Origin of the sequence: Plantibacter sp. M259, from assembly GCF_006065115.1 — a bacterium.
In the GTDB taxonomy this organism is placed as follows: Bacteria; Actinomycetota; Actinomycetes; order Actinomycetales; family Microbacteriaceae; genus Plantibacter; species Plantibacter auratus.
In genome coordinates this window covers 3,361,820-3,386,882 of sequence record NZ_CP040750.1, presented here as the reverse complement: position 1 = coordinate 3,386,882, position 25,063 = coordinate 3,361,820, and the positions used below count along the sequence as shown (strand labels likewise).

Annotated in this window: 21 protein-coding genes and 4 pseudogenes; 10 read left to right on the top strand and 15 right to left on the bottom strand. The window is 69.8% G+C overall.

What is annotated here, in order from left to right:
* Positions 1–4: 4 nt before the first annotated feature.
* Positions 5–1,035, bottom strand: a pseudogene (locus FGL15_RS15880) (4-hydroxy-3-methylbut-2-enyl diphosphate reductase).
* Positions 1,036–1,169: 134 nt separating this feature from the next.
* On the opposite strand from FGL15_RS15880, the gene xseA reads away from it, so the two are divergent.
* The 5 genes and pseudogenes from xseA to FGL15_RS15855 all read left to right on the top strand — a co-directional run bounded on the left by xseA (position 1,170) and on the right by FGL15_RS15855 (position 5,474).
* On the top strand, positions 1,170–2,429 hold the full coding sequence (xseA, locus tag FGL15_RS15875) for an exodeoxyribonuclease VII large subunit (RefSeq protein WP_138946688.1): 1,260 nt from the start codon (positions 1,170–1,172) through the stop codon (positions 2,427–2,429).
* 20 nt (positions 2,430–2,449) lie between these two features.
* Positions 2,450–2,674 (top strand): annotated as a pseudogene (locus FGL15_RS15870) (exodeoxyribonuclease VII small subunit); the annotation flags it as partial.
* Positions 2,671–3,366 carry a DUF4245 domain-containing protein gene (locus FGL15_RS15865; protein ID WP_167620449.1) on the top strand — a complete coding sequence of 232 codons (696 nt, stop codon included), beginning with the start codon at positions 2,671–2,673 and terminating at the stop codon, positions 3,364–3,366. The pseudogene FGL15_RS15870 and the gene FGL15_RS15865, both read left to right, overlap by 4 nt.
* Positions 3,363–4,003, top strand: a pseudogene (locus tag FGL15_RS15860) (carbonic anhydrase). Before FGL15_RS15865 ends, FGL15_RS15860 begins: the two are co-directional and overlap by 4 nt.
* Before the next feature lie 67 nt (positions 4,004–4,070).
* Positions 4,071–5,474, top strand: a complete 1,404-nt coding sequence (locus FGL15_RS15855; protein WP_082455866.1) for an aspartate ammonia-lyase — start codon at positions 4,071–4,073, stop codon at positions 5,472–5,474.
* 72 nt (positions 5,475–5,546) lie between these two features.
* Here FGL15_RS15855 and FGL15_RS15850 read toward each other — a convergent pair whose 3' ends face one another.
* The 4 genes from FGL15_RS15850 to FGL15_RS15835 all read right to left on the bottom strand — a co-directional run bounded on the left by FGL15_RS15850 (position 5,547) and on the right by FGL15_RS15835 (position 9,801).
* Positions 5,547–6,128, bottom strand: a complete 582-nt coding sequence (locus FGL15_RS15850; RefSeq protein WP_138946686.1) for an A24 family peptidase — start codon at positions 6,126–6,128, stop codon at positions 5,547–5,549.
* Between the two features lie 100 nt (positions 6,129–6,228).
* Positions 6,229–7,512 (bottom strand): PhoH family protein, encoded by a 1,284-nt coding sequence (locus tag FGL15_RS15845; RefSeq protein WP_370282231.1) that lies wholly within the window; start codon positions 7,510–7,512, stop codon positions 6,229–6,231.
* 343 nt (positions 7,513–7,855) lie between these two features.
* On the bottom strand, positions 7,856–9,022 hold the full coding sequence (locus FGL15_RS15840) for an aminotransferase class V-fold PLP-dependent enzyme (protein ID WP_138946685.1): 1,167 nt from the start codon (positions 9,020–9,022) through the stop codon (positions 7,856–7,858).
* The gene (locus tag FGL15_RS15835; protein ID WP_064296447.1) at positions 9,019–9,801 is read right to left on the bottom strand and encodes an isoprenyl transferase; all 783 of its coding nucleotides are present in this window, start codon (positions 9,799–9,801) and stop codon (positions 9,019–9,021) included. The genes FGL15_RS15840 and FGL15_RS15835 overlap by 4 nt, the downstream gene beginning before the upstream one ends.
* Positions 9,802–9,874: 73 nt before the next feature.
* On the opposite strand from FGL15_RS15835, the gene FGL15_RS15830 reads away from it, so the two are divergent.
* Positions 9,875–10,591, top strand: coding sequence for a hemolysin III family protein (locus tag FGL15_RS15830; RefSeq protein ID WP_079705497.1), 717 nt, complete (start codon positions 9,875–9,877; stop codon positions 10,589–10,591).
* Positions 10,592–10,634: 43 nt separating this feature from the next.
* Here FGL15_RS15830 and FGL15_RS15825 read toward each other — a convergent pair whose 3' ends face one another.
* Together FGL15_RS15825 and mca are read right to left on the bottom strand one after the other, a co-directional pair.
* Entirely contained in the window at positions 10,635–10,958 is a 324-nt protein-coding gene (locus FGL15_RS15825) for a hypothetical protein (RefSeq protein WP_205858635.1), read from the bottom strand.
* Positions 10,955–11,830, bottom strand: a complete 876-nt coding sequence (mca, locus tag FGL15_RS15820; RefSeq protein ID WP_138946684.1) for a mycothiol conjugate amidase Mca — start codon at positions 11,828–11,830, stop codon at positions 10,955–10,957. Before mca ends, FGL15_RS15825 begins: the two co-directional genes overlap by 4 nt.
* Before the next feature lie 168 nt (positions 11,831–11,998).
* Here mca and FGL15_RS20405 point away from each other — a divergent pair, with 168 nt between their 5' ends.
* Together FGL15_RS20405 and greA are read left to right on the top strand one after the other, a co-directional pair.
* Positions 11,999–12,433, top strand: a complete 435-nt coding sequence (locus FGL15_RS20405) for a DUF4307 domain-containing protein (RefSeq protein ID WP_167620448.1) — start codon at positions 11,999–12,001, stop codon at positions 12,431–12,433.
* Between the two features lie 156 nt (positions 12,434–12,589).
* Positions 12,590–13,081 carry a transcription elongation factor GreA gene (greA, locus tag FGL15_RS15810; RefSeq protein WP_229938696.1) on the top strand — a complete coding sequence of 164 codons (492 nt, stop codon included), beginning with the start codon at positions 12,590–12,592 and terminating at the stop codon, positions 13,079–13,081.
* 86 nt (positions 13,082–13,167) lie between these two features.
* Here greA and ilvA read toward each other — a convergent pair whose 3' ends face one another.
* Together ilvA and FGL15_RS15800 are read right to left on the bottom strand one after the other, a co-directional pair.
* Positions 13,168–14,397 carry a threonine ammonia-lyase gene (gene ilvA / locus FGL15_RS15805; RefSeq protein WP_240773570.1) on the bottom strand — a complete coding sequence of 410 codons (1,230 nt, stop codon included), beginning with the start codon at positions 14,395–14,397 and terminating at the stop codon, positions 13,168–13,170.
* A gap of 22 nt (positions 14,398–14,419) precedes the next feature.
* A complete protein-coding gene (locus FGL15_RS15800; RefSeq protein WP_138946682.1) occupies positions 14,420–15,742 on the bottom strand; it encodes an AI-2E family transporter in 1,323 nt (440 codons plus the stop codon).
* A gap of 111 nt (positions 15,743–15,853) precedes the next feature.
* On the opposite strand from FGL15_RS15800, the gene FGL15_RS15795 reads away from it, so the two are divergent.
* Positions 15,854–17,200 carry a winged helix-turn-helix domain-containing protein gene (locus FGL15_RS15795; RefSeq protein WP_138946681.1) on the top strand — a complete coding sequence of 449 codons (1,347 nt, stop codon included), beginning with the start codon at positions 15,854–15,856 and terminating at the stop codon, positions 17,198–17,200.
* Between the two features lie 38 nt (positions 17,201–17,238).
* Positions 17,239–18,759: a hypothetical protein gene (locus FGL15_RS15790; RefSeq protein WP_138946680.1), complete on the top strand. Its 1,521-nt coding sequence runs from the start codon at positions 17,239–17,241 to the stop codon at positions 18,757–18,759.
* 80 nt (positions 18,760–18,839) lie between these two features.
* On the opposite strand, the pseudogene FGL15_RS15785 reads toward FGL15_RS15790, so the two are convergent.
* The 6 genes and pseudogenes from FGL15_RS15785 to FGL15_RS15760 all read right to left on the bottom strand — a co-directional run bounded on the left by FGL15_RS15785 (position 18,840) and on the right by FGL15_RS15760 (position 24,880).
* A pseudogene (locus tag FGL15_RS15785) lies at positions 18,840–19,723 on the bottom strand (M48 family metalloprotease).
* A 19-nt stretch (positions 19,724–19,742) separates the two neighbouring features.
* Entirely contained in the window at positions 19,743–20,309 is a 567-nt protein-coding gene (locus tag FGL15_RS15780; protein WP_138946679.1) for a LemA family protein, read from the bottom strand.
* A gap of 134 nt (positions 20,310–20,443) precedes the next feature.
* Complete coding sequence (locus FGL15_RS15775; RefSeq protein ID WP_138946678.1) at positions 20,444–21,754, bottom strand: D-arabinono-1,4-lactone oxidase; 1,311 nt, start codon at positions 21,752–21,754, stop codon at positions 20,444–20,446.
* Positions 21,754–22,998: an alanine racemase gene (locus FGL15_RS15770; protein ID WP_138946677.1), complete on the bottom strand. Its 1,245-nt coding sequence runs from the start codon at positions 22,996–22,998 to the stop codon at positions 21,754–21,756. The genes FGL15_RS15775 and FGL15_RS15770 overlap by 1 nt, the downstream gene beginning before the upstream one ends.
* The gene (locus tag FGL15_RS15765) at positions 22,998–24,254 is read right to left on the bottom strand and encodes an MFS transporter (protein ID WP_138946676.1); all 1,257 of its coding nucleotides are present in this window, start codon (positions 24,252–24,254) and stop codon (positions 22,998–23,000) included. The genes FGL15_RS15770 and FGL15_RS15765 overlap by 1 nt, the downstream gene beginning before the upstream one ends.
* Positions 24,251–24,880, bottom strand: coding sequence for a TetR/AcrR family transcriptional regulator (locus FGL15_RS15760; protein WP_138946675.1), 630 nt, complete (start codon positions 24,878–24,880; stop codon positions 24,251–24,253). The genes FGL15_RS15765 and FGL15_RS15760 overlap by 4 nt, the downstream gene beginning before the upstream one ends.
* Positions 24,881–25,063: the final 183 nt, after the last annotated feature.

Genomic DNA, 25,063 nt, shown 5'->3' with positions numbered 1-25,063 from the left:
TCGCTCATGGTCGACGCCCTCCCAGGGCGCGCGGATCGGTCGTGCCGGCAAGGTCTTTGCGCAGCTCCTTCGGCAGGGAGAACATGAGGTCCTCCTCGGCCGTCTTGACTTCCTGCACCGCGCCGTAGCCGGCCCCGGAGAGTTCTTCGAGGACCTCGTCGACGAGGACCTCCGGCACGGAGGCGCCGCTCGTGACACCGACCGTGACGACGCCGTCGAGCCAGGCCTGCTGGATCTCGTGCGCGTAGTCGACGCGGTAGGCGGCCTTCGCCCCGTATTCGAGCGCGACCTCCACGAGGCGCACCGAGTTCGAGGAGTTCGCCGACCCGACAACGATCACGAGGTCCGCGTCCTGGGCGACCTTCTTGATGGCCACCTGGCGGTTCTGGGTCGCGTAACAGATGTCGTCGCTCGGCGGATCCTGGAGCTTCGGGAACCGCTCGCGCAGGCGGCGGACCGTCTCCATGGTCTCGTCCACCGACAGCGTGGTCTGCGACAGCCACACGACCTTGTCGGGGTCGGCGACGACGAGGTCGTCGACGGCTTCCGGGCTCGTCACGAGTGTGACGTGGTCGGGCGCCTCACCGGCCGTCCCTCGACCTCCTCATGCCCCTCGTGTCCGATGAGCAGGATCTCGTAGTCGTCGCGGGCGAAGCGCACGGCCTCGCGGTGGACCTTGGTGACGAGCGGGCAGGTGGCGTCGATCGCGAGCAGCCCGCGGTCGGCGGCGGCATCGACCACGGCGGGCGAGACGCCATGCGCACTGAAGACGATGTGCGCGCCGGACGGCACCTCGTCGACCTCTTCCACGAACACCGCGCCCTGCGCCTCGAGCTGGTCGACGACGTGCACGTTGTGGACGATCTGCTTCCGGACGTACACCGGTGCGCCATAGTGCTCGAGGGCCTTCTCGACGGCGACGACCGCGCGGTCCACGCCGGCGCAGTAGCCACGAGGGGCGGCGAGCAGGACGCGCTTCTCGCCGGCGACGGGGAGGTCTGCGAGGCGTCCGGCGATGCGTCGGAGCCTCGGCATGCCGAGGCCGATGGCTGGGGCGTCGCGGAGATCGGTCACGTGTGGATTCTACGCGGCAGCGCTCGGGAGTCGGCCGTGAACGGCCGGGTGGTCCGCGACCCCGCGCCGTCGGTGCTCGCGGCTAGGCTGGAGGGATGAGCGATGCACCGGCCACCATGGAAGCCCCCTGGCCGGTCGCGCTCCTCGGCACGAAGCTCCGCGACTACATCGACCGTCTCGGCACGGTCTGGGTCGAGGGCGAGATCACGCAGTGGGGAGCCTCGGGCGGCAACGTCTACGGCAAGCTCAAAGACCTCGAGATCGATGCGACGGTCGGGTTCACCATCTGGTCGTCCGTCCGGGCGAAGATCCCCGCCGACCTCAAGCAGGGCGACCACGTGGTCGCGTTGGTCAAGCCGAACTACTGGCTCAAGGGCGGCACGCTCACCATGCAGGTCATGGCGATGAAGCACGTCGGCATCGGCGACCTCCTCGAGCGACTCGAACGGCTCCGCAGGCAGCTCGCCGAGGAGGGGCTCTTCGACGCGTCCCGCAAGCGCCCACTGCCGTTCCTCCCACAGTGCATCGGGCTCGTCACCGGCAAGGACTCCGACGCCGAGAAGGACGTCCTGCGCAACGCTGAGCTGCGCTGGCCGTCGGTCCGGTTCCGCGTCGTCCACGCCGCCGTCCAGGGCGACCGCACCCCTGGCGACGTCGTGAGCGCCTTGCAGACGCTCGACGCCGACCCCGAGGTCGACGTCATCATCGTCGCGCGCGGTGGTGGCGACTTCCAGAACCTCCTCGGGTTCAGCGACGAACGCGTGGTCCGAGCCGCGGCCGCCTGCACCACGCCCCTCGTGAGTGCCATCGGCCACGAGGCGGACCGCCCACTCCTCGACGACGTCGCAGACCTCCGCGCCTCCACGCCGACGGACGCCGCCAAGCGGGTCGTCCCCGACGTCGCTGAGGAGTTCGCGCGGGTGCAGCAAGCCCGCGTCCGGTTGTCCTCCCGGGTGACCTCGTTGCTCGGTCACGAGATCGACCGACTCGCGACGCTCCGCACCCGTCCCGCGCTCGCCGACCCGTCCTGGATCGTCGACTCACGGGCCGACGAGCTGACCCGCACGGTCGCCAGAGGTGCCGAGCTCATCGACCGTGCCGTCGAGCGCTCCCAGCGCGAGGTGACGGAACTCCGCGCACATCTCCGCGCCCTGTCGCCGCAGCGCACGCTCGACCGCGGCTACGCCATCGTCCAGCGAGCGGACGCGGAGGCCGGTGTCCCGGGCGGCGCGGTCGTCCGTGCGGAGGGCGACGCCCCCGCCGGGATGGAGCTCCTGGTCACCCTCGCCTCCGGCGCGATCGGCGCCTCCAGTACCGGCCCGGCCACGGCTGCCGCCCGGACCGACGACGAATAGGATAGAAGCATGCCAACCCCTCCGATGTCCAGGAGCTCAGCTATGAGCAGGCACGCGACGAGCTCGTGCGTGTCGTGTCCGAGCTGGAGCAGGGCTCGGCGTCGCTCGAGGACTCCCTCCGACTCTGGGAACGCGGCGAACAGCTCGCCCAGCGCTGCGAGGAGTGGCTGATCGGCGCGAAGGCACGGCTGGACGCGGCTCGCGCCGCCCAGCTCGGATCCGGCACTCCGGACGCATCGCGGTGAAGGACACCAAGCCGCCGCGCGTCGTTGCCGAACTCGGCCGCCCCGAGACGCCGCAGGAGACCGCCGATCGCAAGGCGGAGAACTCCCGCCTCTACCGCTCGCGCAAGACCGTCAACAACCTCGTCCTGTCGCTCCTGGCCACGGTCGGCCTGGTGGTCGTGATCGTGCTCGCCGTGCCCCGAGGTGAGGCCCCGGAACGCCCGACCGTCGACTACGCGCAGCTCGCCGGTCAGGCGCAGCCCGACCTCCCCGTCCCGCTCCTCACCCCCGAGCTCGGCGACGACTGGGGCAGCAACTACGCCGACGTCCGCACCGCAGCCTCGCCGGTCGCCGGCACGCCCGACATCCGCTCCTGGAACGTCGGACTCATCTCCCCCGACGACGAGTTCGTCGGCCTCGTCCAAGGCGTGGACGCCAACGACACCTGGCTCCTCGCCGAGCTCGACGAAGCCCGGCCCACCGGAACCGTCACCATCGACGGCGTCGAGTGGGTCGAATACGCGAACGGCAGCGGCTCCGACGACGGCAACGTCGCGTACGCGCTGTCAACCGTCGCCGGTCGGAGCACGATCGCCGTGTTCGGCACGGCGAAGCCCGAGTACGTCCTCGATGTCGCACGTTCCGTGCGCACCGGGGTCACCGCCAACCTCGACGCCCCGTCGGGCGCCCCTGCAGAAACGGACTCAGAATGACCCAGAAGCGCCCCGGTGCCGTCTGGCGCGAGATGCAGCGCGGTAACGCGCGGTTCGTCGCCGGTCAGCCCGCCCACCCCGCCAGGACGTCGAACGCCGCGCCACCCTCGCGCACTCCCAGGCCCCGGAGGCGGTCATCTTCGGCTGCTCCGACTCCCGCCTCGCGGCCGAGATCATCTTCGACAAGGGACTCGGCGACCTCTTCGTCGTCCGCAACGCCGGCCAGATCGTCTCCGACTCGGTGCTCGGCACCCTGGAGTACGCCGTCGGCGTCCTGCAGGTCCCGCTCATCCTCGTGCTCGCGCACGACGAGTGCGGTGCCGTCCGCGCGGCGATCGACTCGCAGATCGAGGACGCCACCCCGCTGCCCCCGTACATCGACCAGCTGATCCAGCAGATCGTCCCCGCCGTGAGCGCGGTCGCCGGCCCCGCACCGATCGACGCCGCCTCCGTCGACACCTCCGAGGTCGGACGACGCCACCTCCGCCGCACCGTCATGGAGGTCGTCTCGCGCTCCGAGCTCATCAGCGATGCCGTGGCGGCCGGGACGGTCGCCATCATCGGCGCGAACTACAAGCTCCTCGAGGGCACCGCCGTCGCCGACATCGTGATCGGCGACGTCACCGTCCCCGAATGACCTCCACCCCGCTCACCGACCGGTCGAGCGCAGCACCACCGCAATCGCACGAAGGAGAACGAACAGCGTGGTAGACACCTCAGCAACCGAGTACCGCATCGAACACGACACCATGGGCGAGGTGCGGGTCCCCGCGAACGCGCTCTACGGTGCGCAGACGCAGCGGGCCGTCGAGAACTTCCCGATCTCGGGCAGCGGGCTCGAGTCGGCGCAGATCGCCTCGCTGGCCCGGATCAAGAAGTCCGCGGCACTCGCCAACGCCAAGCTCGGCGTCCTCGACCAGGGTGTCGCCGACGCGATCGCCGCAGCGGCCGACGAGGTCATCACCGGCGCACACGACGCGCAGTTCCCGGTCGACACCTACCAGACCGGCAGCGGCACCTCGTCGAACATGAACATGAACGAGGTCCTGGCGACGCTCGCGAGCGCGCGCCTCGGCAGCCCGGTGCACCCCAACGACCACGTCAACGCCTCGCAGTCCTCCAACGACGTCTTCCCGACCTCGGTGCACATCGCGGTCACGAGCGCCCTCATCGACGACCTCATCCCGGCCCTCGACCACCTGGCCGTGTCGCTCGAGCGCAAGGCCGAGCTGTGGAAGACCGCGGTGAAGCCGGGCCGGACGCACCTCATGGACGCCACGCCGGTCACCCTCGGCCAGGAGTTCGGTGGCTACGCCCGCCAGATGCGTCTCGGCATCGAGCGTGTGCGCACGGCGCTCCCCCGCGTCGCGGAGGTCCCGCTCGGCGGAACCGCGACGGGCACCGGCATCAACACGCCGAAGGGCTTCCCCCAGCTCGTCATCGAGCTGCTCGCGCAGGAGACCGAGCTGCCGATCACCGAGGCCCAGGACCACTTCGAGGCCCAGGGCGCTCGCGACGGACTCGTCGACGCCTCGGGAGCCCTCCGGGTCATCGCGGTGAGCCTCACGAAGATCTGCAACGACCTCCGCTGGATGGGCTCGGGCCCGAACACCGGTCTCGGCGAGCTGCACATCCCCGACCTCCAGCCGGGATCCTCGATCATGCCCGGCAAGGTGAACCCCGTGATCCCGGAGGCCGTCCTGATGGTCGGCGCCCGGGTCATCGGCAACGACGCGACCATCGCCTGGGCCGGCGCTTCGGGCTCCTTCGAGCTCAACGTCGCGATCCCGGTCATGGGCACGGCGCTCCTCGAGAGCATCCGTCTCCTGTCGAACGCGACCCGGGTCCTCGCCGACAAGACCGTTGACGGCCTCGAGGCCAACCTCGACCGCGCTGCTGCACTCGCCGGCTCCTCGCCCTCGATCGTCACCCCGCTGAACAAGATCATCGGCTACGAGTCGGCGGCGAAGATCGCCAAGCACTCCGTCGCCAAGGGTCTGACCGTCCGCGAGGCCGTCGTCGACCTCGGGTTCGTCGAACGCGGCGAGATCACGGAGGAGCAGCTCGACACTGCGCTCGACGTCCTCTCGATGACGCACCCCGGCTGAGTCGACCCGCTCGTCGAACGACCGGACGGCCCCGGAACCCTCGCGGTTCCGGGGCCGTCTCCGTCCGTGCGGTCACGCCGAAGCGGCGACCGCGATCCAGCAGCCGAGGAGCAGGAACGGGCCGAACGGGATGCGCGTGCGCCAACCGGCGGAGCCCCCACGTGAGCGTGCGAGGAGCACGACGACCACACCCGCGAGGCCGGCAGAGGAGACCGACACCACCGCGAAGAGCAGCACCGCGGACATCCCGAAACAGCCGACCGCGAGGCCGAGCAGCGTGCCGAGCTTCACGTCCCCCATACCCAGCCCGCCGAAGAGGGCGCACACGTACAGGACGGCGCCGACCGCGAACCCCATCAGGAGCGGTTCGAGCGGGGCCACCTGACGCACTGCGGCATCGATGGTCGTGACCGGCACCGCGATGGCGAGCGCCGGCAGCACGAGACGGTTCGGGAGCCGCCGCTCCGCGACGTCGATGCGCACGAGCGGCGGCGTGATGCACGCGAGCCATCCGAGCACGATGACGACCGGACGCGGCTCGAGGCCGAGTCGGGCAACGGTGACGGCCACGAGCAGCAGCGTCGAGCCGGCCGTCGCCGCGGTGGCGACACGCGGGCGGAGCCGCCTGCCGGTGGAGGTCGGTCGCGGGGGCATCCCGTCAGGATAGGAGGATCCTCGTGCCGGCCTTCGGCGTTCTCCACAGGTGGCCGGAGCCGGCGGAGCGAGCCTTGCGAGCCCGCTCCGCCGACGGCCGCTAGGCCAGCTCGTTCCCTTCGAGCATCTCGGTCACGAGTGCCGCGATGGCCGAGCGCTCCGAGCGCGTCAGGGTGACGTGCGCGAACAGCGGGTGCCCCTTGAGCGTCTCGATCACCGAGGCGACGCCGTCGTGTCGGCCGACGCGCAGGTTGTCGCGCTGCGCGACGTCGTGCGTGAGGACGACCCGCGAGTTCTGCCCGATCCGGCTGAGGACCGTGAGGAGGACGTTGCGCTCGAGCGACTGGGCCTCGTCGACGATCACGAAGGCGTCGTGGAGCGACCGGCCGCGGATGTGCGTCAGCGGGAGCACCTCGAGGATGCCCCGCTCCACCACCTCGTCGAGCACGTTCTGCGAGACGACCGCGCCGAGCGTGTCGAAGATCGCCTGTCCCCAGGGGTTCATCTTCTCGCCCTGGTCACCGGGCAGGTACCCGAGCTCCTGGCCACCGACCGCGTAGAGAGGGCGGAACACCATGATCTTCTTGTGCGCCTGTCGCTCGAGGACGGCCTCCAGACCCGCGCAGAGGGCGAGCGCGGACTTCCCCGTCCCTGCTCGACCTCCCAGCGAGAGGATCCCGATCTCGGGGTCGAGCAGGAGGTCGATCGCGAGCCGCTGCTCGGCCGAGCGTCCATGCAGACCGAAGACGTCACGGTCGCCGCGGACGAGCTTGTAGCTGCGCTTGCCCGTGACCCGTCCGAGTGCGGATCCCCGGTCGGAGTGGATCACGAGGCCCGTGTTGATCGGCAGGTCCTCGATGATCGGCGTCGTCCCCTCCTCGCGCTCCCACAGCGTGCTCATGTCCTCGGAGCCGAGGGTGATCTCGGACATGCCCGTCCAGCCGGAGTCGACCGCGAGTTCCGCCCGGTACTCCTCCGCCTGCAGACCGATGGAGGCCGCTTTGACGCGCAGCGGCAGGTCCTTGGACACGACCGTGACCGTCAGGCCGTCGTTCGCCAGGTTCAGCGCGACCGCGAGGATGCGCGAGTCGTTGTCGCCGAGCTGGAGACCGGACGGCAGCGAGGCCATGCTCGAGTGGTTGAGTTCGACCCGCAGGGATCCGCCGTCACCGACGGGGATCGGGAAGTCGAGGCGTTCGTGCTCGATGCGGAGCTCGTCGAGGATGCGGAGTGCCTGACGTGCGAAGTAGCCGATCTCGGGGTCGTTGCGCTTGCCCTCGAGCTCGCTGATGACGACGACCGGGATGACGACGGCGTGCTCCGCGAACCGGAAGAGCGCCTTGGGGTCCGACAGCAGCACGGAGGTGTCGAGCACGTAGGTGATCTCGGCCTGCGCCTGATCTCCCCCGCTCGCCGTGTGGTCGGCAGGTCGTCGGCTCGGTCTCGTCGACGCGTCCCGCGTCTCGGTCCCGGCTGACGTGTTCTGGATTTCTCGCGAGGCCACAACCACTCCCACCCGAGCATCTGATGCTCGGATCACTGTGCGAAACGGCCGCCTGCAGGGTTTCGAGCCGAACTTGTGTGGCCGTCTCGACCGGGCTCCATGCCCGATGAGATGAACGTACGTCCGGCCACCGACATCGATGCGACGACACGCCCCGTGTCCTGTTACGGGGAGGTGAACAGATGGGGGCCGTCTCCTGGCCCGCCGGTGGTCGGACGGCGGCTCAGTAGCTCGCGGCCGTCGCGAACGAGAGCAGCGCACCGCGCAGCTGATCCAGCGTCTGCCGGCTGGTACCGGCGTGCACGCTGAGCCGCACGGCCCCGGCGCGGATCGTCGCGGTGACGCCGTGGTTCTCGAGCGAGGTCCACAGCGTGCCGAGGACGGACTCCTCCGGCTCCAGGACGACGATGCCCGCGCGTTCACGCTCGTCTCGCGAGGAGACCACCGCGACGCCGAACTCGTCCGCGAGCTCGATCACCTCGGCCGTGAGCTCGGCGATCGCGGCGTGGACCGTCGCGGTGCCGACGGCGACCGTGTCCTCCAAGGACGCCGCGAACCGGGCCGCCGCGAGCGGGTCGGGCCTGGTGATCGAGTATGCGCGCGCCGATCGGCTCGGTGCCGGGGTCGCGCTGAACGGCCAGGGCTCGTCGGTGCCGGTCACGCCGGAGAAGACCGGCTCGAGTCGCTCGACGGCGCGGTCGCTCAGGGCGAGGAATCCGGTGCCCCAGCCTGCCCGCATCCACTTCTGCCCGCCCGAGGCGACCACGTCGGCGACGGCGTAGGGGGCGTCGACCACACCGAAGCCCTGGATGGCGTCGACGATCAGGAGGCGGTCGCCGATCGCCTCGCGGACGGCTTCGAGGTCGCAGACGTATCCGGTGCGGTAGTCGACGAGGCTCACGGCCACGGCGGTGATGGTGTCGTCCAGCTGCTCGCGCACGCTCTCGGCCGTGACGTGTCCGCGTCGCGTCTCGAGCCATCTCGGCGTGAGCAAGTGCCGGTGCTCGGCGGCCCGCTCCGCGGCGAGCGGCAGCGTGGGGTATTCCAGGCGGGAGAGCAGGACCGTGCCGCTCAGGCCGAACATCGCGTGCATGAGGCCCTGCGAGGTGTTGGGCTGGGCGACGACCTGGTCGGCTCGGAACCCGGTGAGCGTCCCGACGGCGGTCCGCATCCGTTCGTCCTGCCCGTCGACCGCGCCGAGCGTGCCGGGGGTCGCACTCGCGAGCACGTCGTTCCAGCGGGCGGCCTCGAGGACGACGGACGCGGCCAACGGACCGACACTGCCGTAGTTGAGATAGCCGTCGACCTCACCGAATCCCGCTTGGAACGTCTCCAACCGGGACGCCGTCTCCGGCTCGTCCGGCTCCGAGGCGGGCGTGGACCGGCTCATCCGCCGAACCGCCGCTGCCGCCTGGAGAAGTCGCGGAGGGCGCGGAGGAAGTCGACCTCGCGGAGGTCGGGCCCGAGCGCTTCGACGAAGTAGAACTCGCTGTGGGCGCTCTGCCAGAGCATGAAGTCGCTCATCCGCTGTTCGCCGCTGGTGCGGATGACGAGGTCGGGATCGGGCTGGCCTCCCGTGTAGAGGTGCTCGCCGATGAGATCGGGGGTGAGCAGCGCTGCGAGGTCTTCCAGGCTCCGACCCTCGAGGTGGTGCTTGGCGACGATCGCACGCATCGCGTCCACGATCTCGGTGCGACCGCCGTAGCCGACCGCGAGGTTGATGTGCATGCCGGCACGGTCGGCCGTGCGCTCCTCGGCACTCGTCAACGCCGTGCGCAGCGACTCCGGGAGACCGTCGCTCGAACCGACGTGCTTCACGCGCCAGTCACGGTAGTGCGACAGCCCCTCGGCGAGGTCGGCGATGATGTCGACGAGGTCGTCCAGCTCGTCCGGTGCGCGGTTCACCAGGTTGTCGCTCGACAGCAGGTACAGGGTGACGACGCCGATGCCGAGGTCGTCGCACCAGGTCAGGAACTCGCGCATCTTCGCCGCACCGGCCCGGTGGCCGTGCGCCGCGGTGTCGTACCCGAGCTGCTTGGCCCACCGCCGGTTGCCGTCGATGATCATCGCGACATGGTGCGGCAGCGTCTGCGGTGTGAGCGCCTTCCGGAGGCGCCGTGCATAGACGCCGTACAGGAAGCCGTCCACCGGTGCGGAATGCCTCGTCATCACCCTGCAACGCTAGTGCAGTTTCCTGCATCGCTCCCAGTACGCGTTCCGCGCCACCCCGTATCCTGGAGCCATGACGAGTGGAGATCCCGAGCTGCCGAAGCTGCCGTTGCTCGAGGTCGCCGCCGACGATGCCGCCGCACCGGAGGAGGTCAAACCGACCTGGCGCGGATGGCTGCACGCCGGGATCTTCCCCATCTCGATCGTCGCGGGAATCGTCCTCGTCGTGCTCGCACAGGGTGCGGCCGCGAAGTGGAGTTCGACGGTGTTCGTACTCACGTCGATGCTGCTCTTCGGGAACTCGGCGCTGTACCACCGGTTCTCCTGGCGCCCCTCGGTCAAGCTCCTCCTCAAGCGGATCGACCACGCCAACATCTTCCTGTTGATCGCCGGCACCTACACGCCGCTCGCCGTGCTCGCGCTGCCACCGGCGCAGGGCAACCTCCTGCTCGTGCTCGTCTGGGGCGGCGCGCTCCTCGGCATCGGTTTCCGCGTGTTCTGGATCAACGCCCCGCGGTGGCTCTACGTCCCGCTCTACCTCGCACTCGGGTGGGGTGCGGTCGCCTACCTCGGCGACATCGCCCGCGGCAACTTCGCCACGATGGTGCTCGTCGCCGCCGGTGGTCTGTTCTACACGGTCGGCGCGGTCATGTACGCCATGAAGCGACCGAACCCCTGGCCGGGGCGGTTCGGGTTCCACGAGCTCTTCCACCTGTGCACGGTGCTCGCGTTCCTCTGCCACTGGACCGGGATCCTGCTGATCGCGATCGACCCGGTCTACAACCGCTGACGACCCGCGGCCCGCCGAGCGGCGAGACGTCGCGGTGGCGCTGTCAGCGGGCGGAGTGGTCCGACGGCGGGCGAGGGTCGTCCTCGACGCCCGCAGGGGACGCCTTGCCGGTATCGCTCCCCGCGCGGTCCGCGGCTGCCCGCTCGGCGACCTCGGCCTGGAGCCGCTCGTCGATCTCAGCGCGGTAGTTGACCCGGCGCACGCGACGCACCATGTCGATGACGAGGAACACGACGACGCCGGCGATGGCGAAGGTGATCATGAAGCCCCACGGTCCCGGTGTCACCTGGTTCTCGTCGAACGCCGGCGACGGCGACGGCGACGGCGTGACCGCCAACAGGACCTCGGTGAACAGGTGGTGCATCATGCGGTTCCTTCGCTGGTGTCGATGCCGTCGAACAGCTCCGACTCTGGGGTGGTCGACGCGACGTGCGACGTGACCAGTTGGTAGTCCTCGAACGGCCATGCGGCACGGAGGACGTCGTTGGGCCAGAAGAAGAACGGCGAGTCTGGCGGCACCTGGCTGCCGTGCGCCCGGAGCGCGGCGTCGCGAGCCTCGAAGAAGTCGCCGACGCGCACGTGCGTCGTCGCGAGATCGGGCCGGCCGGCCATCCACTCGCGCATCTCGGCCAGTCGCTCGACCGCCGGGTCGTCGGGGTGGTGCTCCAGCAGGTAGGCGTACACGGCCTCGAGCCGGGCGGGGCTGAACGAGCGGTCGTAGTACAGCTTGTCGACCCGCCAGGGCTCGCCCGCTTCGGGATAGCGCGTGGGATCTGCCGCCGCTTCGAACGCGGCGACGCTCACTTCGTGGCACCGGATGTGGTCGGGGTGCGGGTAGCCCCCGTTCTCGTCGTAGGTGATGATGACCTGCGGCCGGAAGGAGCGGACGATGCGCACGAGCACACCGGTCGAGACCTCGAGGGGGATGTCGGCGAAGCTCGCGGGTGGGACCGTACCGTCGTCGCGGGCCATCCCGCTGTCCTGATAGCCGAGCCACCGGTGCTGGATGTCGAGGATCTCCTGCGCCGCGGCCATCTCGAGGCGACGGTAGCCGGGGAGGTCGCGCTCGATCATCGCGACGTCGGCGAGCCCGGGGTTCTGGAGGTCGCCGCGTTCGCCACCCGTGCAGCTGACGACCATGACCTCGGCGCCGAGGCTCCGGTAGTGTGCGAGCGTCGCCGCCCCCTTGCTCGACTCGTCATCGGGGTGCGCGTGCACGGCGAGCAGTCTCATGGTCATGGTGCTCCGCCTTCCGGCTGGTCTGCGCGAGGGGACCGCTTCGCGACTCGTGACGTGACGACGCGGTCGGGACTCCGCATCCAGGAAGAGGCAATACGCTTGAGGTGTCGACCTCGAGGCGTCTCGCACTCCTGGTCCAGCTTAACCGTTCGAACCGGAGCCCGTGACGTGACCTCTCCCCTGCAGGATGCCGGCCCTCAGGACGCCATCGCGGCGCGATACGGACGCACCCCTGGCAACCGTGCCCGCGACCGCCGCCTGATCTGGCTGGCCGCCGCAGCGTTCGCCGTCGTCTTCGTCGCCTGGGTCGTGTGGGCCGGTCTCGACGGCAGTCGGCCGAGCATCGAGTCGCGCAACACGGCGCACGAGATCGTCGACGACACGATGGTCAGCGTGTCCTTCGAGGTCACCGGTCCGCAGGACACCCCCATGGCCTGCTCGGTCCAGGCGCTCAACGAGCAGTTCGCGGTCGTCGGATGGAAGGTCGTCGAGCTGCCGCCGTCCGAGCAGCGCACCCGCACCTTCACGGAGAGCGTCCGCACCACGGAGCTCAGCAACACCGGCGTCGTCGACACCTGTTGGGTGGTCGAGCACCGCTCCTGACCCGCGACGGCGTCGGCGCGTGCACCGCACTCCCGCGCCGATCGTGCGATACTCGAAGGCAGTACTTCATACGCCCCGGCATTCCGCCGGGGCGTCTGGCATATGACGGGCGTTTCGTCCGTCGTGTGCGGACCCACCATGCAAAGGAGTTCCATCGTGTCCGAGCAGATCCAGGAGACGTTCCTCACCCAGCAGGCCTTCGACCGGCTGCAGGCGGAACTCGAGCACCTCAGCACGACGGGCCGCGAGGAGATCGCCAAGCGCATCGAAGCGGCTCGCGAAGAGGGCGACCTCAAGGAGAACGGCGGCTACCACGCCGCGAAGGACGAGCAGGGCAAGCAGGAGGCCCGCATCCGGACACTCACGCAGATGCTGCGTGACGCCAAGGTGAGCGAGGCACCGCAGTCCAGCGGTGTCGTGGAGTCCGGCACCGTCATCACGGCCGTCGTCGCGGGCGGCGAGGAGCGGTTCCTCCTCGGCAGCCGCGAGATCGCCGGCAACACCGACCTCGACGTCTACAGCGAGGGCAGCCCGCTCGGGGCCGCCATCCTCGGTCTGAAGATCGGCGAGAAGACCACCTACGAGGCGCCGAACGGCAAGGAGATCACCGTGTCGATCAGCGCGGTGGAGACCTACACCGGTTCCTGATCCGGCAGGTCGCGCCCTCGCGACCGACCAGACGCACGCAGGGCCCCGCCGACACGGCGGGGCCCTGCTGTGTTCCGTCAGTCGGATCAGTCGTCGACGATCTGCGGGTCGTACCCCGCTTCGCGGAGCGTCTGCACGACGAGGTCGCGGTGGTCGGGCCCGCGCGTCTCGATGCTGAGCTCGAGTTCGACGTCGCTGATCTGCAGACCGTGGCCGTGTCGGGTGTGCAGCACCTCGATGACGTTCGCATTGGCCTGCGCGACGAGCTCCGCCGTGCGTGCGAGCTGCCCGGGTCGGTCGGGCAGCGGGATGCGCAGCGTCAGGTAGCGGTCCGACGCCGCGAGGCCGTGGCTGACAACCCGCTGCAGCAGGAGCGGGTCGATGTTGCCGCCGGAGAGGATGGTGACCGTCGTGCCGGTCGGCTCGATCTTCCCGGCCAGGATCGCTGCGACACCGGCGGCACCGGCAGGCTCGACGACGAGCTTGGCGCGCTCCAGGAGGACCACGATCGCCCGGGCGAGGTCGTCCTCGCTGACGGTGACGACCTCGTCGACGAGGGCGCTGATCATCTCGAAGTTGAGCTCACCGGGACGGGCCACGGCGATGCCGTCGGCGATGGTCGGCTGCACGGTGATGGTCGTCGGGGTTCCGGCCTCCAGCGACGCGGGGTACGCTGCCGCGTTCGCTGCCTGGACGCCGATCACGCGGATGGTGCGTCCTTCGAGGGCTGCGCGCTGCTTCATGACCCCCGCGACACCCGAGATGAGCCCGCCGCCGCCGATCGGCACGATGACGGTCTCGACGTCGGGGACCTCCTCGAGGATCTCGAGCCCGAGCGTGCCCTGCCCGGTGATGACGTCCGGGTGGTCGAACGGCGGGATGAGGATGGCGCCGGTCTCCGCGGCGAACTCGGCGGCGGCGATCAGCGGTTCCGCCACCGTGTGGCCGCGCAGGATGACGTGCGCACCGTAGTCGCGCGTGGCGGCGAGCTTCGGGAGCGGGACGCCGACGGGCATGAAGATGGTCGCGGTGATGCCGAGCTCACGGGCGGCGAAGGCGACGCCCTGCGCGTGGTTGCCCGCTGAGGCGGCGACGACGCCGCGCGCGCGCTCCTCAGGGGTCAGGCTGGACATGCGGTTGTACGCGCCGCGGATCTTGTAGGAGCCGGTGCGCTGCAGGTTCTCGCACTTGAGGTGCACGGGCACACCGAGGACGTCGGCGAGGTAGCGGGAGCTCTCCATCGGTGTGCGCTGGACGGTGCCGACGAGGGTGTCCCTGGCCTGCTCGAACGCGGCGAGCGACGGGCCGGGGAACACGGGGTGGTGGTCGTTGTATCGGTCATGGTGTGCGGGGTCCTGGACTTTCTGGGGACGAGGTCTCTCGGAGGTCTTCGCTGGGGTGCTGGGGCTCCTGATCGCCTGGGCGATCCTGCGGCTCGTGGGACGAGCGGGAGCCCGGACGGATTCGCCTGGGGGTCGGGACGGTCTGCCAGATGGCGCCGTCGGCGTCCGGCACAGGCGGAGCACTGCCGCCGGTCCGCCAGGTGCCGCTGGCGATGGTGTGGACCATCACGTTGATCACGGCCACCACGGGCACCGCGAACAGGGCGCCGGGGATGCCGGCGACGAGCGTGCCTCCTGCGACGGCGAGGACGACGGCGAGCGGGTGGACCTTGACGGCCGTGCCCATGATGAGCGGCTGCAGGACGTGGCCTTCGAGCTGTTGGACGAGGAGCACGACGCCGAGCATGAGCAGCGCGATGACGGGACCGTTGTAGACGAGCGCGAGGAAGACGGCCACGGCGCCGGTCACCACGGCGCCGACGATCGGCACGAACGAGCCGAGGAAGACGAGCACGGCGACCGGGATCGCGAGTGGGACGCCGAGGAAGAACGCACCGAGTCCGATACCGACCGCGTCGATCGAGGCCACGAGGATCTGCGTGCGGACGTAGTTGCCGAGCGTCCGCCAGCCTGCACGGCCGGCGCTGTCGACGGCCGGGCGTGCCCGCTGCGGGAAGACGCGCACCGTCCAACGCCAGATCGTCCGACCGTCGATGAGCATGAACAGCAGACAGAAGAGCGTCAGGAAGACGCCCGTCGCCACATGGCCGAGCGTCGAACCGATCGACAGGGCGCCCGAAAGCAGGACCTGGCTGTCCTGCTGGAGCGAGTCGAACGCCTGGGCGATGAAGTCGTTGAGCTGTGCCTCCGTCACGTGCAACGGGCTGGCGAGCAGGAAGGCCTTGAAGTCGCCGTAGGCGGTCATGGTGCGGGCCTGCACGGAGGCGAACTGCGAGGTGATCTGCGAGATGGCGAGGAAGATCAGTCCGCTCACCACGGAGAGCGTGCCGACCATCGCGAGCGCGATGGCGAGACCCTTCGGCCAGCGGTGACGCACCAGGACGTCGACGACGGGCTTCAGGAGCGCGGAGACGAGGACGGCGATGAGCAGCGGGATCACGATGAGGCGGAGCTGCACGACGAGGAAGACGAGCAGCGCGACGACCGCGGCCACCAGCAGGATCCGCCAGGACCACGCTGCGGCCACGCGCATGCCGCGCGGGACGGTGCTCGACCCGCTCAGGTCCGGTTCGCGCACGGGCGAGGCCGCTTCGGGAAGGAAGCGTCCCCACCAGGTCTTCGGAGTGTCGTCCGCCATTGCTCAAGTGTATGGCTGGCACATGCCGGTGAGCGCATGCGGACGCCGGTCGGGCGGCGGCGCTTCCGCCGGTGCACGGCGGGTGTCCGACGCCGGTGCTAGCGTCGGGCCGTGTCCGCTTCCCTCTCTCCCGCCCTCGCCCGACGGATCGCGCTCGGTGCGCAAGGGCTCGGCGCCCCGCAGCGCACGACTCCGGCGGGTACCCGCACCCTGCGCTCGACGATCGATCGCCTGGGTCTCCTGCAGATCGACTCCGTCAACGTGTTCGAGCGCAGTCACTACCTGCCGGTGTTCGCAAGGCTCGGCGGGTACGACAAGACACTGCTCGATCGACTGACCCTCGGGGCCGACGCACCGTACCTCGAGTACTGGGCGCATGAGGCCGCCTTCATCCCCCGCGACTCGTGGCCGCTGTTCCGGTGGCGGATGGACGCGCACCGCGCGAAACATGCCGGCGACGAGACCACCTGGGCGAGCCAGAACACGGAGATGTTGGACTGGGTCCGAGCGCTCCTGCGCGTCGAGGGGCCGCTGAAGGCGAGCGAGATCGAGCACGATGCGAACGTCCGACGCGGACCGTGGTGGGGATGGTCCGATGTGAAACGGGCGTTGGAGGTCCTGTTCCTCTACGGCGAGGTGGTCACGGCCGGTCGCGACCGGTTCGAACGCCGGTACGCGCTGGCCGAGCACGTGCTGCCGCAGCACCTCCTCGACCTCGACGTCGCCCGGCCCGACGCGATCCGTGCGCTCGTCGAGCAGGCCGCGGCAGCGCAGGGCGTCGCGACCGTCGCCGACCTGGCCGACTACTTCCGGATCAAGCCGCAGACCGCCGTCCGCCGAGCGGTCGATGACCTCGTGGACGAGGGTGTCCTCGAACCCGTGACCGTGGCCGGCTGGGACCGACGCGGTGGGCCGCAGGAGGCATGGCTGCACCGCGACGCCCGACGGCCGCGACGGATCGAGGGGGCCGCGCTGCTCAGCCCGTTCGACCCCGTCGTCTGGTTCCGCGAACGCGCCCTCCGCATGTTCGGACTCCACTACCGGATCGAGATCTACACGCCGGAGGCCAAGCGCGTCTACGGCTACTACGTGTTACCGGTCCTCATCGACGGCGAGATCGTCGCGCGCGTCGATCTGAAGAGCGACCGCCAGGCCGGGGTCCTGCGAGTCCAATCCGCCTGGTTCGAGCGTGGACACCAGGATGCCGTCGCCAGAGGGCTTCACCCCGTCGCCGACGACGCGATCGCGGGACGCCTGGCGGAGCTCCTCGGACAGACGGCCCACTGGCAGGGACTCGATGCGGTGGTCGTCGTCGACCGCGGGACGCTGGCGGCGCCCCTCGCGCATGCGGTCGGCACCCGGCTCCTCCCCGGCTCGCCCACGCTGGAAATGGGTACTACTCCCCATGCTCAAGAGGCGCAATCACTCTCAGGGGATGCACACCGACTGCTAAGTTGATGAGCACCTTCATGGTCCGAAACGAGGGGAACCCGCCCATGAGCAACGACGACACCACACCACAGCAACCAGGCCGACCGAACCCGGGCGAGCAGCAGAACCAGCCGTCCCAGGGCGACCAGCAGCCCTCGTACCAGCAGGGTCAGCAGCAGCCCAACCCGTACCAGTCCGGCCAGCAGCAGACGCCGAACCCGTACCAGTCCGGACAGCAGCAGACCCCGAACTCGTACCAGCAGGGTCAGCAGGGTCAGCAGAACCCGTACCAGTCCGGGCAGCAGCAGACGCCGAACCAGGCACCCCCGACTCCCTACGGTCAGCAGCAGACCGGTCAGCAGCCGGGCGCGCAGAACCCGTACCAGCAGGGCCAGCAGCCCAACGGACAGTACGCGACGGCGCAGAACCCGTACGCGACCGGCGCTCCGAAGCAGCCGATGGACCCGAAGCAGAAGAAGCGGATCATCCTGTGGTCGTCGATCGCCGGTGGCGCACTCGTGCTCATCGCCGCCGCCGCCATCACCATCAGCGTGCTGAACACCACGGCGTTCGGCCCGCAGGCGAAGGTCGAGGAATACCTCAAGGCCATCGCCGCCGGCGACGCGAAGCTCGCGACGAGCCTCGTCGCACCGGACCCCTCGATCGTCGGCAGCACCGACGACGAGTCGGCAGCGCCCGAGGAGTCCGCAGAGCCCGAGGCGACCCCGGACCCGTCCGCGTCGGCCGACCCGGATGCGGACGCCGAAGCCGAGGCCCCGGCCGCCGTCAAGCCGACCGCACTGCTCACCAACGAGGTCCTGAAGGGCGCCGACGAGCGCATCAAGAACCCTGAGGTCGGCCGCGTCTACAACCGCAACGGCGAGGCACGCGTGCAGGTCACGTACGAGCTCGGTGGCAAGAAGTACGAGGACTCGGTCACGCTCGAGAGCGAAGGCAAGCAGTTCCTGTTCTTCGACCAGTGGAAGCTCGCCAGCTCCCTCGTCGGCAGCATCAACGTCTACACCGGTCTCGGTGGCACGGCGTTCAGCGTCAACGGCGTCAACTTCGACGGCGCGTCCGACGAGAGCCTGTTCGCCTACCCGGCCATCTACACGGTCGCTCCGCCGGAGAGCAAGTTCCTGCAGGGCGATGCCCAGACCATCACGCTGAGCTCGTACAGCGCCGGCGAGGGTTCGGCCTTCATCGACATCGACGTGACCGCCACCGAGGCACTCACGACCGAGGTCACGAAGCAGGTCGTAGCGATGATCGAGAAGTGCCTCGACGCCACCACGCTCGACACCACCTGTGGCGTCATGCCTGACTGGCAGCAGAAGCAGTTCACGAGTGTCGGCCCGGTGACCTGGACGCTCACCTCTCCCCCGACCGTCGAGGTCGATGAGAGCGGTTCGTACTTCTACACCTCGGACGGCCGGATCGACGGCTCGTTCGACGCCTCCTGGTACGGCAGCGCCGTGGCGGGTCAGCAGGTGTGGGACACGTACCTGAACTTCCCCGGCAAGATCACGATCGACGCCGACGACAAGGTCACGGTGACGTTCGACTCCGACGAGCAGACCGAATAACGGTTCTCGCCTGAACGCCGAATGGGGCGGCACCTCCGGGTGCCGCCCCATTCGTGTGTTCAGGACAGGGGCACTCTCGCTTAGAAGCCGCCGCCGATGGTGCTCAGGCGCTTGATCCGTTCGACGAGCGGCGGGTGGGTGCTGAACAAGCGTGCGACCGCGCCGGGCTTCAACGGGTCGGAGATCCAGAGGTGCGCCATGGACGAGTTCTGCTTCGCCATCGGTCGACCGTAGGCGGCGAGCTTCCCCAGCGCGCTCGCGAGCGCTTCCGGGTGACGGGTCGTGAGGGCGCCCGTCGCGTCGGCGAGGTACTCACGCTGCCGTGAGATGGACAGCTGGACGAGCGTCGCGAGGAGCGGTGCCACGAGCATCGCCACGATGCCGATGATCAGCATGACGGGGTTGCCGCCGTTGTTGTTGTTCCGGTTGCCGCCACCCCAGATCGTCATCCGGAGGAGCATGTCGGAGAGGAACCCGATCGCGACGACGAGCCCGAAGACGATCATGGACACGCGGATGTCGTAGTTGCGGACGTGACCGAGTTCGTGGGCCATGACCCCTCCAGCTCGGCGTCGTTGAGGATCTCGAGGAGCCCGGTCGTCGCGGCCACCATCGCATGCTGGGGGTCGCGACCCGTCGCGAAGGCGTTGGGCGCCGGGTCGGCGATGAGGTACACCTCGGGCATCGGCGTCCCGGTCGTGATCGCGAGGTTCTCGACGATGCGGTACAGCCTCGGGTTGTCGGCCAGCTCGACGCGCTGCGCTCCGGTCATCGCGATGGCCTGCCGCCCGGCGAAGAAGTACTGGATCACCGCGTACACGACGGCCACGACGAGCACCACGATCGTGATCGTCAGGTTCTGGTAGAGATACCCCGCGAGCCAACCGAGCCCGCCGATGATGACGAGGAAGACGACGAAGATCAGGGCCGTGTTGAGCTTGTTCCTGGCGATGGCGCGGTACATGGGACTGCGCTACCGCACGTCAGAACTGGACGCGCGGCGGTTCGGCGATCGCCGCGTTGTCGGTGACCTCGAAGAAGTCGTGCTCCGAGAACCCGAGGCCCTTGGCGAACAGATTGTTCGGGAACACCTTGACCTTGGTGTTCAGCTCCCGGACACCACCGTTGTAGAACCGGCGCGAGGCCTGGATCTTGTCCTCGGTGTCGACGATCTCGGACTGGAGCTGGAGGAAGTTCTGGCTCGCCTGGAGCTGCGGGTAGGCCTCCGCGACGGCGAAGATGCTCTTCAGCGCCTGCTGCATGTGGGTCTCGGCCTCGCTCACGGCCGCCGGCCCCTGTGCGGTGAGCGTCTCGGCACGAGCCTTCGTCACGTTCTCGAACACGGCCTTCTCGTGCGCCGCGTACCCCTTGACCGCCTCGATGAGGTTCGGGATGAGATCGGCGCGTCGCTTCAGCTGGACGGTGATGTCGCTCCATGCTTCCTCGACCCGCACGTTCAGCGTCACGAGCGAGTTGTACGTCACCCAGAAGTAGATGCCGACGATGATGACCAGGGCGACGACGATGAGGACTGGGATCAGCCATTCCATGAGGATGGGCTCCTTGTGAGTCGATGGAGAGCGGGTCTGCTCATTCTACCTGCGACCCGCCGGTGCCCTTGGGGAGTTCGGAGGAAGCACGCAGCAGGCGTGCAGCGCGGACGCACCGGACACCCGGCGGGCCGTCACTCGCCGAGGACGCGGGCGAGGTACCGGTTCCCAAACAGGCGGCCGGGGTCGAGTCGGTCGCGGAGGCGGACGAACTCGTCGAAGCGAGGATAGGCGCAACGCAGGGACGATGCGTCACGGCCATGCAGTTTGCCCCAGTGGGGCCGACCGCCCAACTCGATCATGATCGCCTCGACGGCGCGGAAGTACTCCCCCGGGTCCTCGCGGAAGAAGCGGTGTACGGCGACGTATCCGGTCGCTCGTCCTGATGCAGTGGAGAGCCACAGCTCGTCGGCCGCTGCGACCCGGACCTCGATCGGGAAGGAGATCCGCCACCCCCGCTCCTCGATGAGCGCGCGGATCCGGGCGAACGCGGTCGGGAGGTGCTCGAGCGGCACCGCGTACTCCATCTCCACGAACCGCACCGTGCGACTGGTGGTGAACACCCGCGTCGACCGATCGGTGAACTCACGGTCGCCGACGAGGCGGTCCGCGAGCCGGTTCACGCGCGGGACGATGGCCGGCGCGACGACGCCCGTGTTGCAGAGGACCCGGTAGACCCCGTTGGCGAGGAGTGTGTCGTCGACCCACTTCGCGACCGGGCGGAGTGGCCTGGTGGGCGCGTCACCCGGCAGCCGGTGGTTCGTCTTGGTGAGGGCGGTCGCGGTGTGCGGGAACCAGTAGAACTCGAAGTGGTCGACGGCGGCGGCCCGGTCGAGCAGCGCGGGCAGCAGCTCGTCGAGCGGCTCCGGCCGTTCCACCGCGTGCAGCACGAACGCCGGGACGCACTGCAGCGTGACCTCGACGAGGATCCCGAGCGCGCCGAGCCCGAGCGCCAGTGCCGGGAGGAGTCCTGGTTCCTGCTCGGCGTCCGACGTCAGCAGCTCGCCGTCCGCCGTCACCATCGTCACCCCGACGACCTGCGTCGCGATGCCGCCGAACGCCGCCCCGGTCCCGTGCGTGCCGGTGGAGATCGCGCCGGCCACGGACTGCCGGTCGATGTCACCGAGGTTCGGCATGGCGAGACCGAACGGTTCGAGGAGGCGCGGGATGTCATGGAGGCGCGTGCCGGCGCGGAGAGTCACGCGGCTGCGTTCCCGATCGACCCGGACCAGACCGCTCAGGGCGTCGAGTTCGAGCAGCACACCGGGCGCCACGGCGATCCCGGTAAAGCTGTGTCCGGCTCCGACCGCCTTGATCGGGAGGCCCGCCCCCGCTGCGGCACGCACGAGGCGCTGCACCGCGCCGACCGAGTCGGGCCGCTCGACCCGCACGGGCCACGCCCGCTCGGTCCGCGCCCAGTTCGTCCACGCTGTCGTCCTGCCCATCAGACGAACCCCTGTCCTTCGCCCCGGTACGTCGGTAGGACGGCTTCCACCCCGTCGTCCCCGACCACGTGGAAAGCGTCCACCCGTTCGCTGAGCTCCCCGGACTTCGTGTGCCGCAACCAGACGCGGTCACCGAGCCGGAGCGACGCCGCCGCAGCCCCGGAGACCGGCGTCTGCACCTCGCCGGCCATCTCCCGCGGGAGCATCTCGAGGCCCTCCGGCCACGCGATGAGTGGGAGGCGGTCGAGCCCTGGCGGACCGGAGGCGACCCATCCGCCGCCGAGAATCGTCGCGAGCTCCGGCGACGGCTTCCGGACGACCGACAGACCGAACGCCGCTGCCGGTGCCGGGGTGAACGCCCGGTAGTGGTCGAAGAGGTGTCCGCCGAAGACGCCGCTCCCCGCGGCGATCTCGGTCACCGAGTCGTCGGACGCGGTGAGTTCCAGGGATCCCGTCCCGCCGCCGTTGACGAACTCCAGCTCCGCGACCGCTCGGACCTCCGCGACCACGGCGGCACGACGTTCCCGGAGTTCGGCCCACGAGTGTCGCTGGATCGCGCGGAGCGCAGCCGACCACGCCGGTCGGCCCGCGAGGTCGTCCCCCTGCCCGGCGATCTGCGCTTCGTAGGCCATGATCCCGACCAGGCTGAAACCGGGTCGGGCGACGACCGCCTCCGCGAGAGCCCGGACCTCGTCCGGCGTGCGCAGGGGCGAGCGGCGGACACCGACGTGGCCGAGGGCGGGCGCGCGGAACGAGGCGTCGAGCTCGATGCACACGCGGATGCGTGCACGTCGCTCCGGAGGTGTCACCGCGTCGACGAGGTCGAGGTGCTCCAGGGAGTCGATCATCAGGGTGATCCGCGAGGCCGCCCGTTCGTCGGCTGCCAGCCGCGCGATGGCGCCCCGCTCCGCCGTCGGGTAACCGACCACGATGTCGTCCACCGTCTCGGACAACCAGAGCGCCTCGGACAGGGAGTAGGCCAGCACGCCGGCGTACCCGGGTTGTCTGAGGAGCGCGTCGATCACCGCTCGGACGCGGATGGACTTGCTGGCGACGCGGATCGGTTTCCCCGCGGCCCGTCGGAGCATGTCGTGCGTGTTGTGGCGGAGGGCTCCGAGATGCAGGACGGCGACGGGCGAGTCGACGTCCGAGACGGCCCGTTCGATACCGCCCCAGTACCGCCTCGGGTCGAGCCAGGGCATCGGTTCGGACACCCGGCCGCCGGCGGTCAGTTCGATGCTCATCAGCGCACTCCTCGTACTCGGGTGACAGCGACCGCCCCTGCGACGGCGCAGGCCGCGGAGACGAGGTACAGGCCGGCGAATCCGCCGAGCCAGGCGACGAGGCACGCGCCGATGAGCGGAGCGACCGCCTGCGGCACCGCCTGGGCGATGTTCATGATGCCGAGGTCCTTGCCGTGCGACGCCGGGTCCGGCAGGACCTGTGTCGCGAGCGCCTGGTCGACCGACATGAAACAGCCGTAGCCGAGCCCGATCAGTGCCGCCGAGACGAACCCCATCGGCAGCGAGGGCCAGATCGCGAGCAGGAGTGCGGCGAGCGCCTGTGAGGCTGAGGCCGCGACGACGAAGACGCGTCGTCGTCCGATGCGGTCGGACAGTCGGCCGAGCAGGATCGAGGACCCGACGACGAACACCGTGTAGACGACCGTGACCAGCAGCAGGTCGGTCTCGGCGTTGGCATCCCCCAGCCCGAAGAGCAGGAAGTAGAACAGCAGCGAGGTGCTGAAGGCGTTGCCGAGGTTCACGAGGACGCGGCTGAGCATGGTCCAGGCGAAGTCAGGGTGCCGTCGCGGTGAGATCCAGAGGCTCTCCAGGAGCGCGTGCACGGTGAGTGGCGAGGGGCGCTCACCCGTCGGGAGTGGATCGGGTAGCCGCAGGAACGGCACGACGAGCACGATCAGGAGGACGGCGAGTGCCAGGTACCCCACGACCATCTGGGTGCCGAGCAGGAGCAGGAGGGCGATGCCGAGGATGACCCCGACGGCCTGCGGAGCGGAGATCCACCCCGAGACGAAGCCGCGCTGCCCGACGGGCACCTGATCGGAGATGGTCGCGGTGAGCGCCGCTCCCAGGATGCAGAAGCCGATGATGGCGAGGCACCAACAGACGCCGATGCCGCCGATGCCGGTCTGCAGTCCGAGGAGGACGAGCCCCAGGGCGAAGACGAGCGCTCCACCTGCGATCCACGGGCGGCGTCTCCCGAACCGCGACCGTGTGCGGTCGGACAGGGCGCCGGTCAGCGGATACACGACGATGGAGCAGAGCCCGGCGGCCCCGGCGACGACACCGAAGGCGACGACGCTGTCCACCCAGTGTTCGGGAGCGAGCGTCGCGTCGATCTGCGCGGGCAGGAGGAGCTGCAGCGGGGCGAGCTGGGCCATCCAGACACCCAGCCAGGCGACCGCGAAGGCGGCGACCCAGCGCCCGGTGACCCGTCGGTCGGCCGGGTGGTCGACTGCCGCGGTGCCGAGGCCGCTCATCTCGGCCCCGGTTCGGCGAGGGTTGCGACGAGGCGCGCCACCGTCCCGACGAGTCGCCGGGCTTCGGCGTCATCGCGTCGCACCAGCCAGCGGAGTGTCAGGCCGTCGGTGAAGGCGATGACGGTCCGCGCGATCTCGTCGACGGGCTGCGTCCAGGTGCTGCCGCTGACCGTGGCCGCGAGCGCGAGCGCCTCACGCGCGAGCTCCTCGTACCGTCGGTACTGCTCGAGCGCGAGGTGCCCGAGGCCCGGCGTCCGCATCGCGTAGGCGCTGAGCTCCTGCATCGCCGCCTCCCGAGCCGGATCGGCGCGGAGGAGGTCGACGTAGCGTTCGAGGCCGGCACGGACGACGGCCTCGAGGGTCGGCGGAAGCTCCTGAGTAGCCTCCTCGTCCGTCACCAGCTCGCCGACGTCGAGGACGACGCGTTCATGCTCGACGACGTGTGCGACCAGTTCGGCGAGGAGCTCGTCGCGGGAGGCGAAGGCGTAGTGGAAGCTGGCGAGCGACATCCCGGCCTCGGCCACGATGGCCCTGGTCGTGGCGGCGGCGACGCCCTCGGCTGCGACGACGCGGAGGGCGGCGCTGATCAGCTCGGCTCGTCGGTCGACAACGGAGATCCTCGGCATCGCAACCCTTCCCGGGGCGCCTGCGGGTCGTGCCGCTCCATTGCGGCCGACTCGACTGGGACGGATGACCCAGTCGCGCAAGTATGGCGGACCGCCGGCCCGAGTGCACCTGTCGCGACGGTTTTCCCGTGCGGATCGGCCGAGAATGTGACCCGATCTGGCGCGGGAGGTTGACTTCCCGCG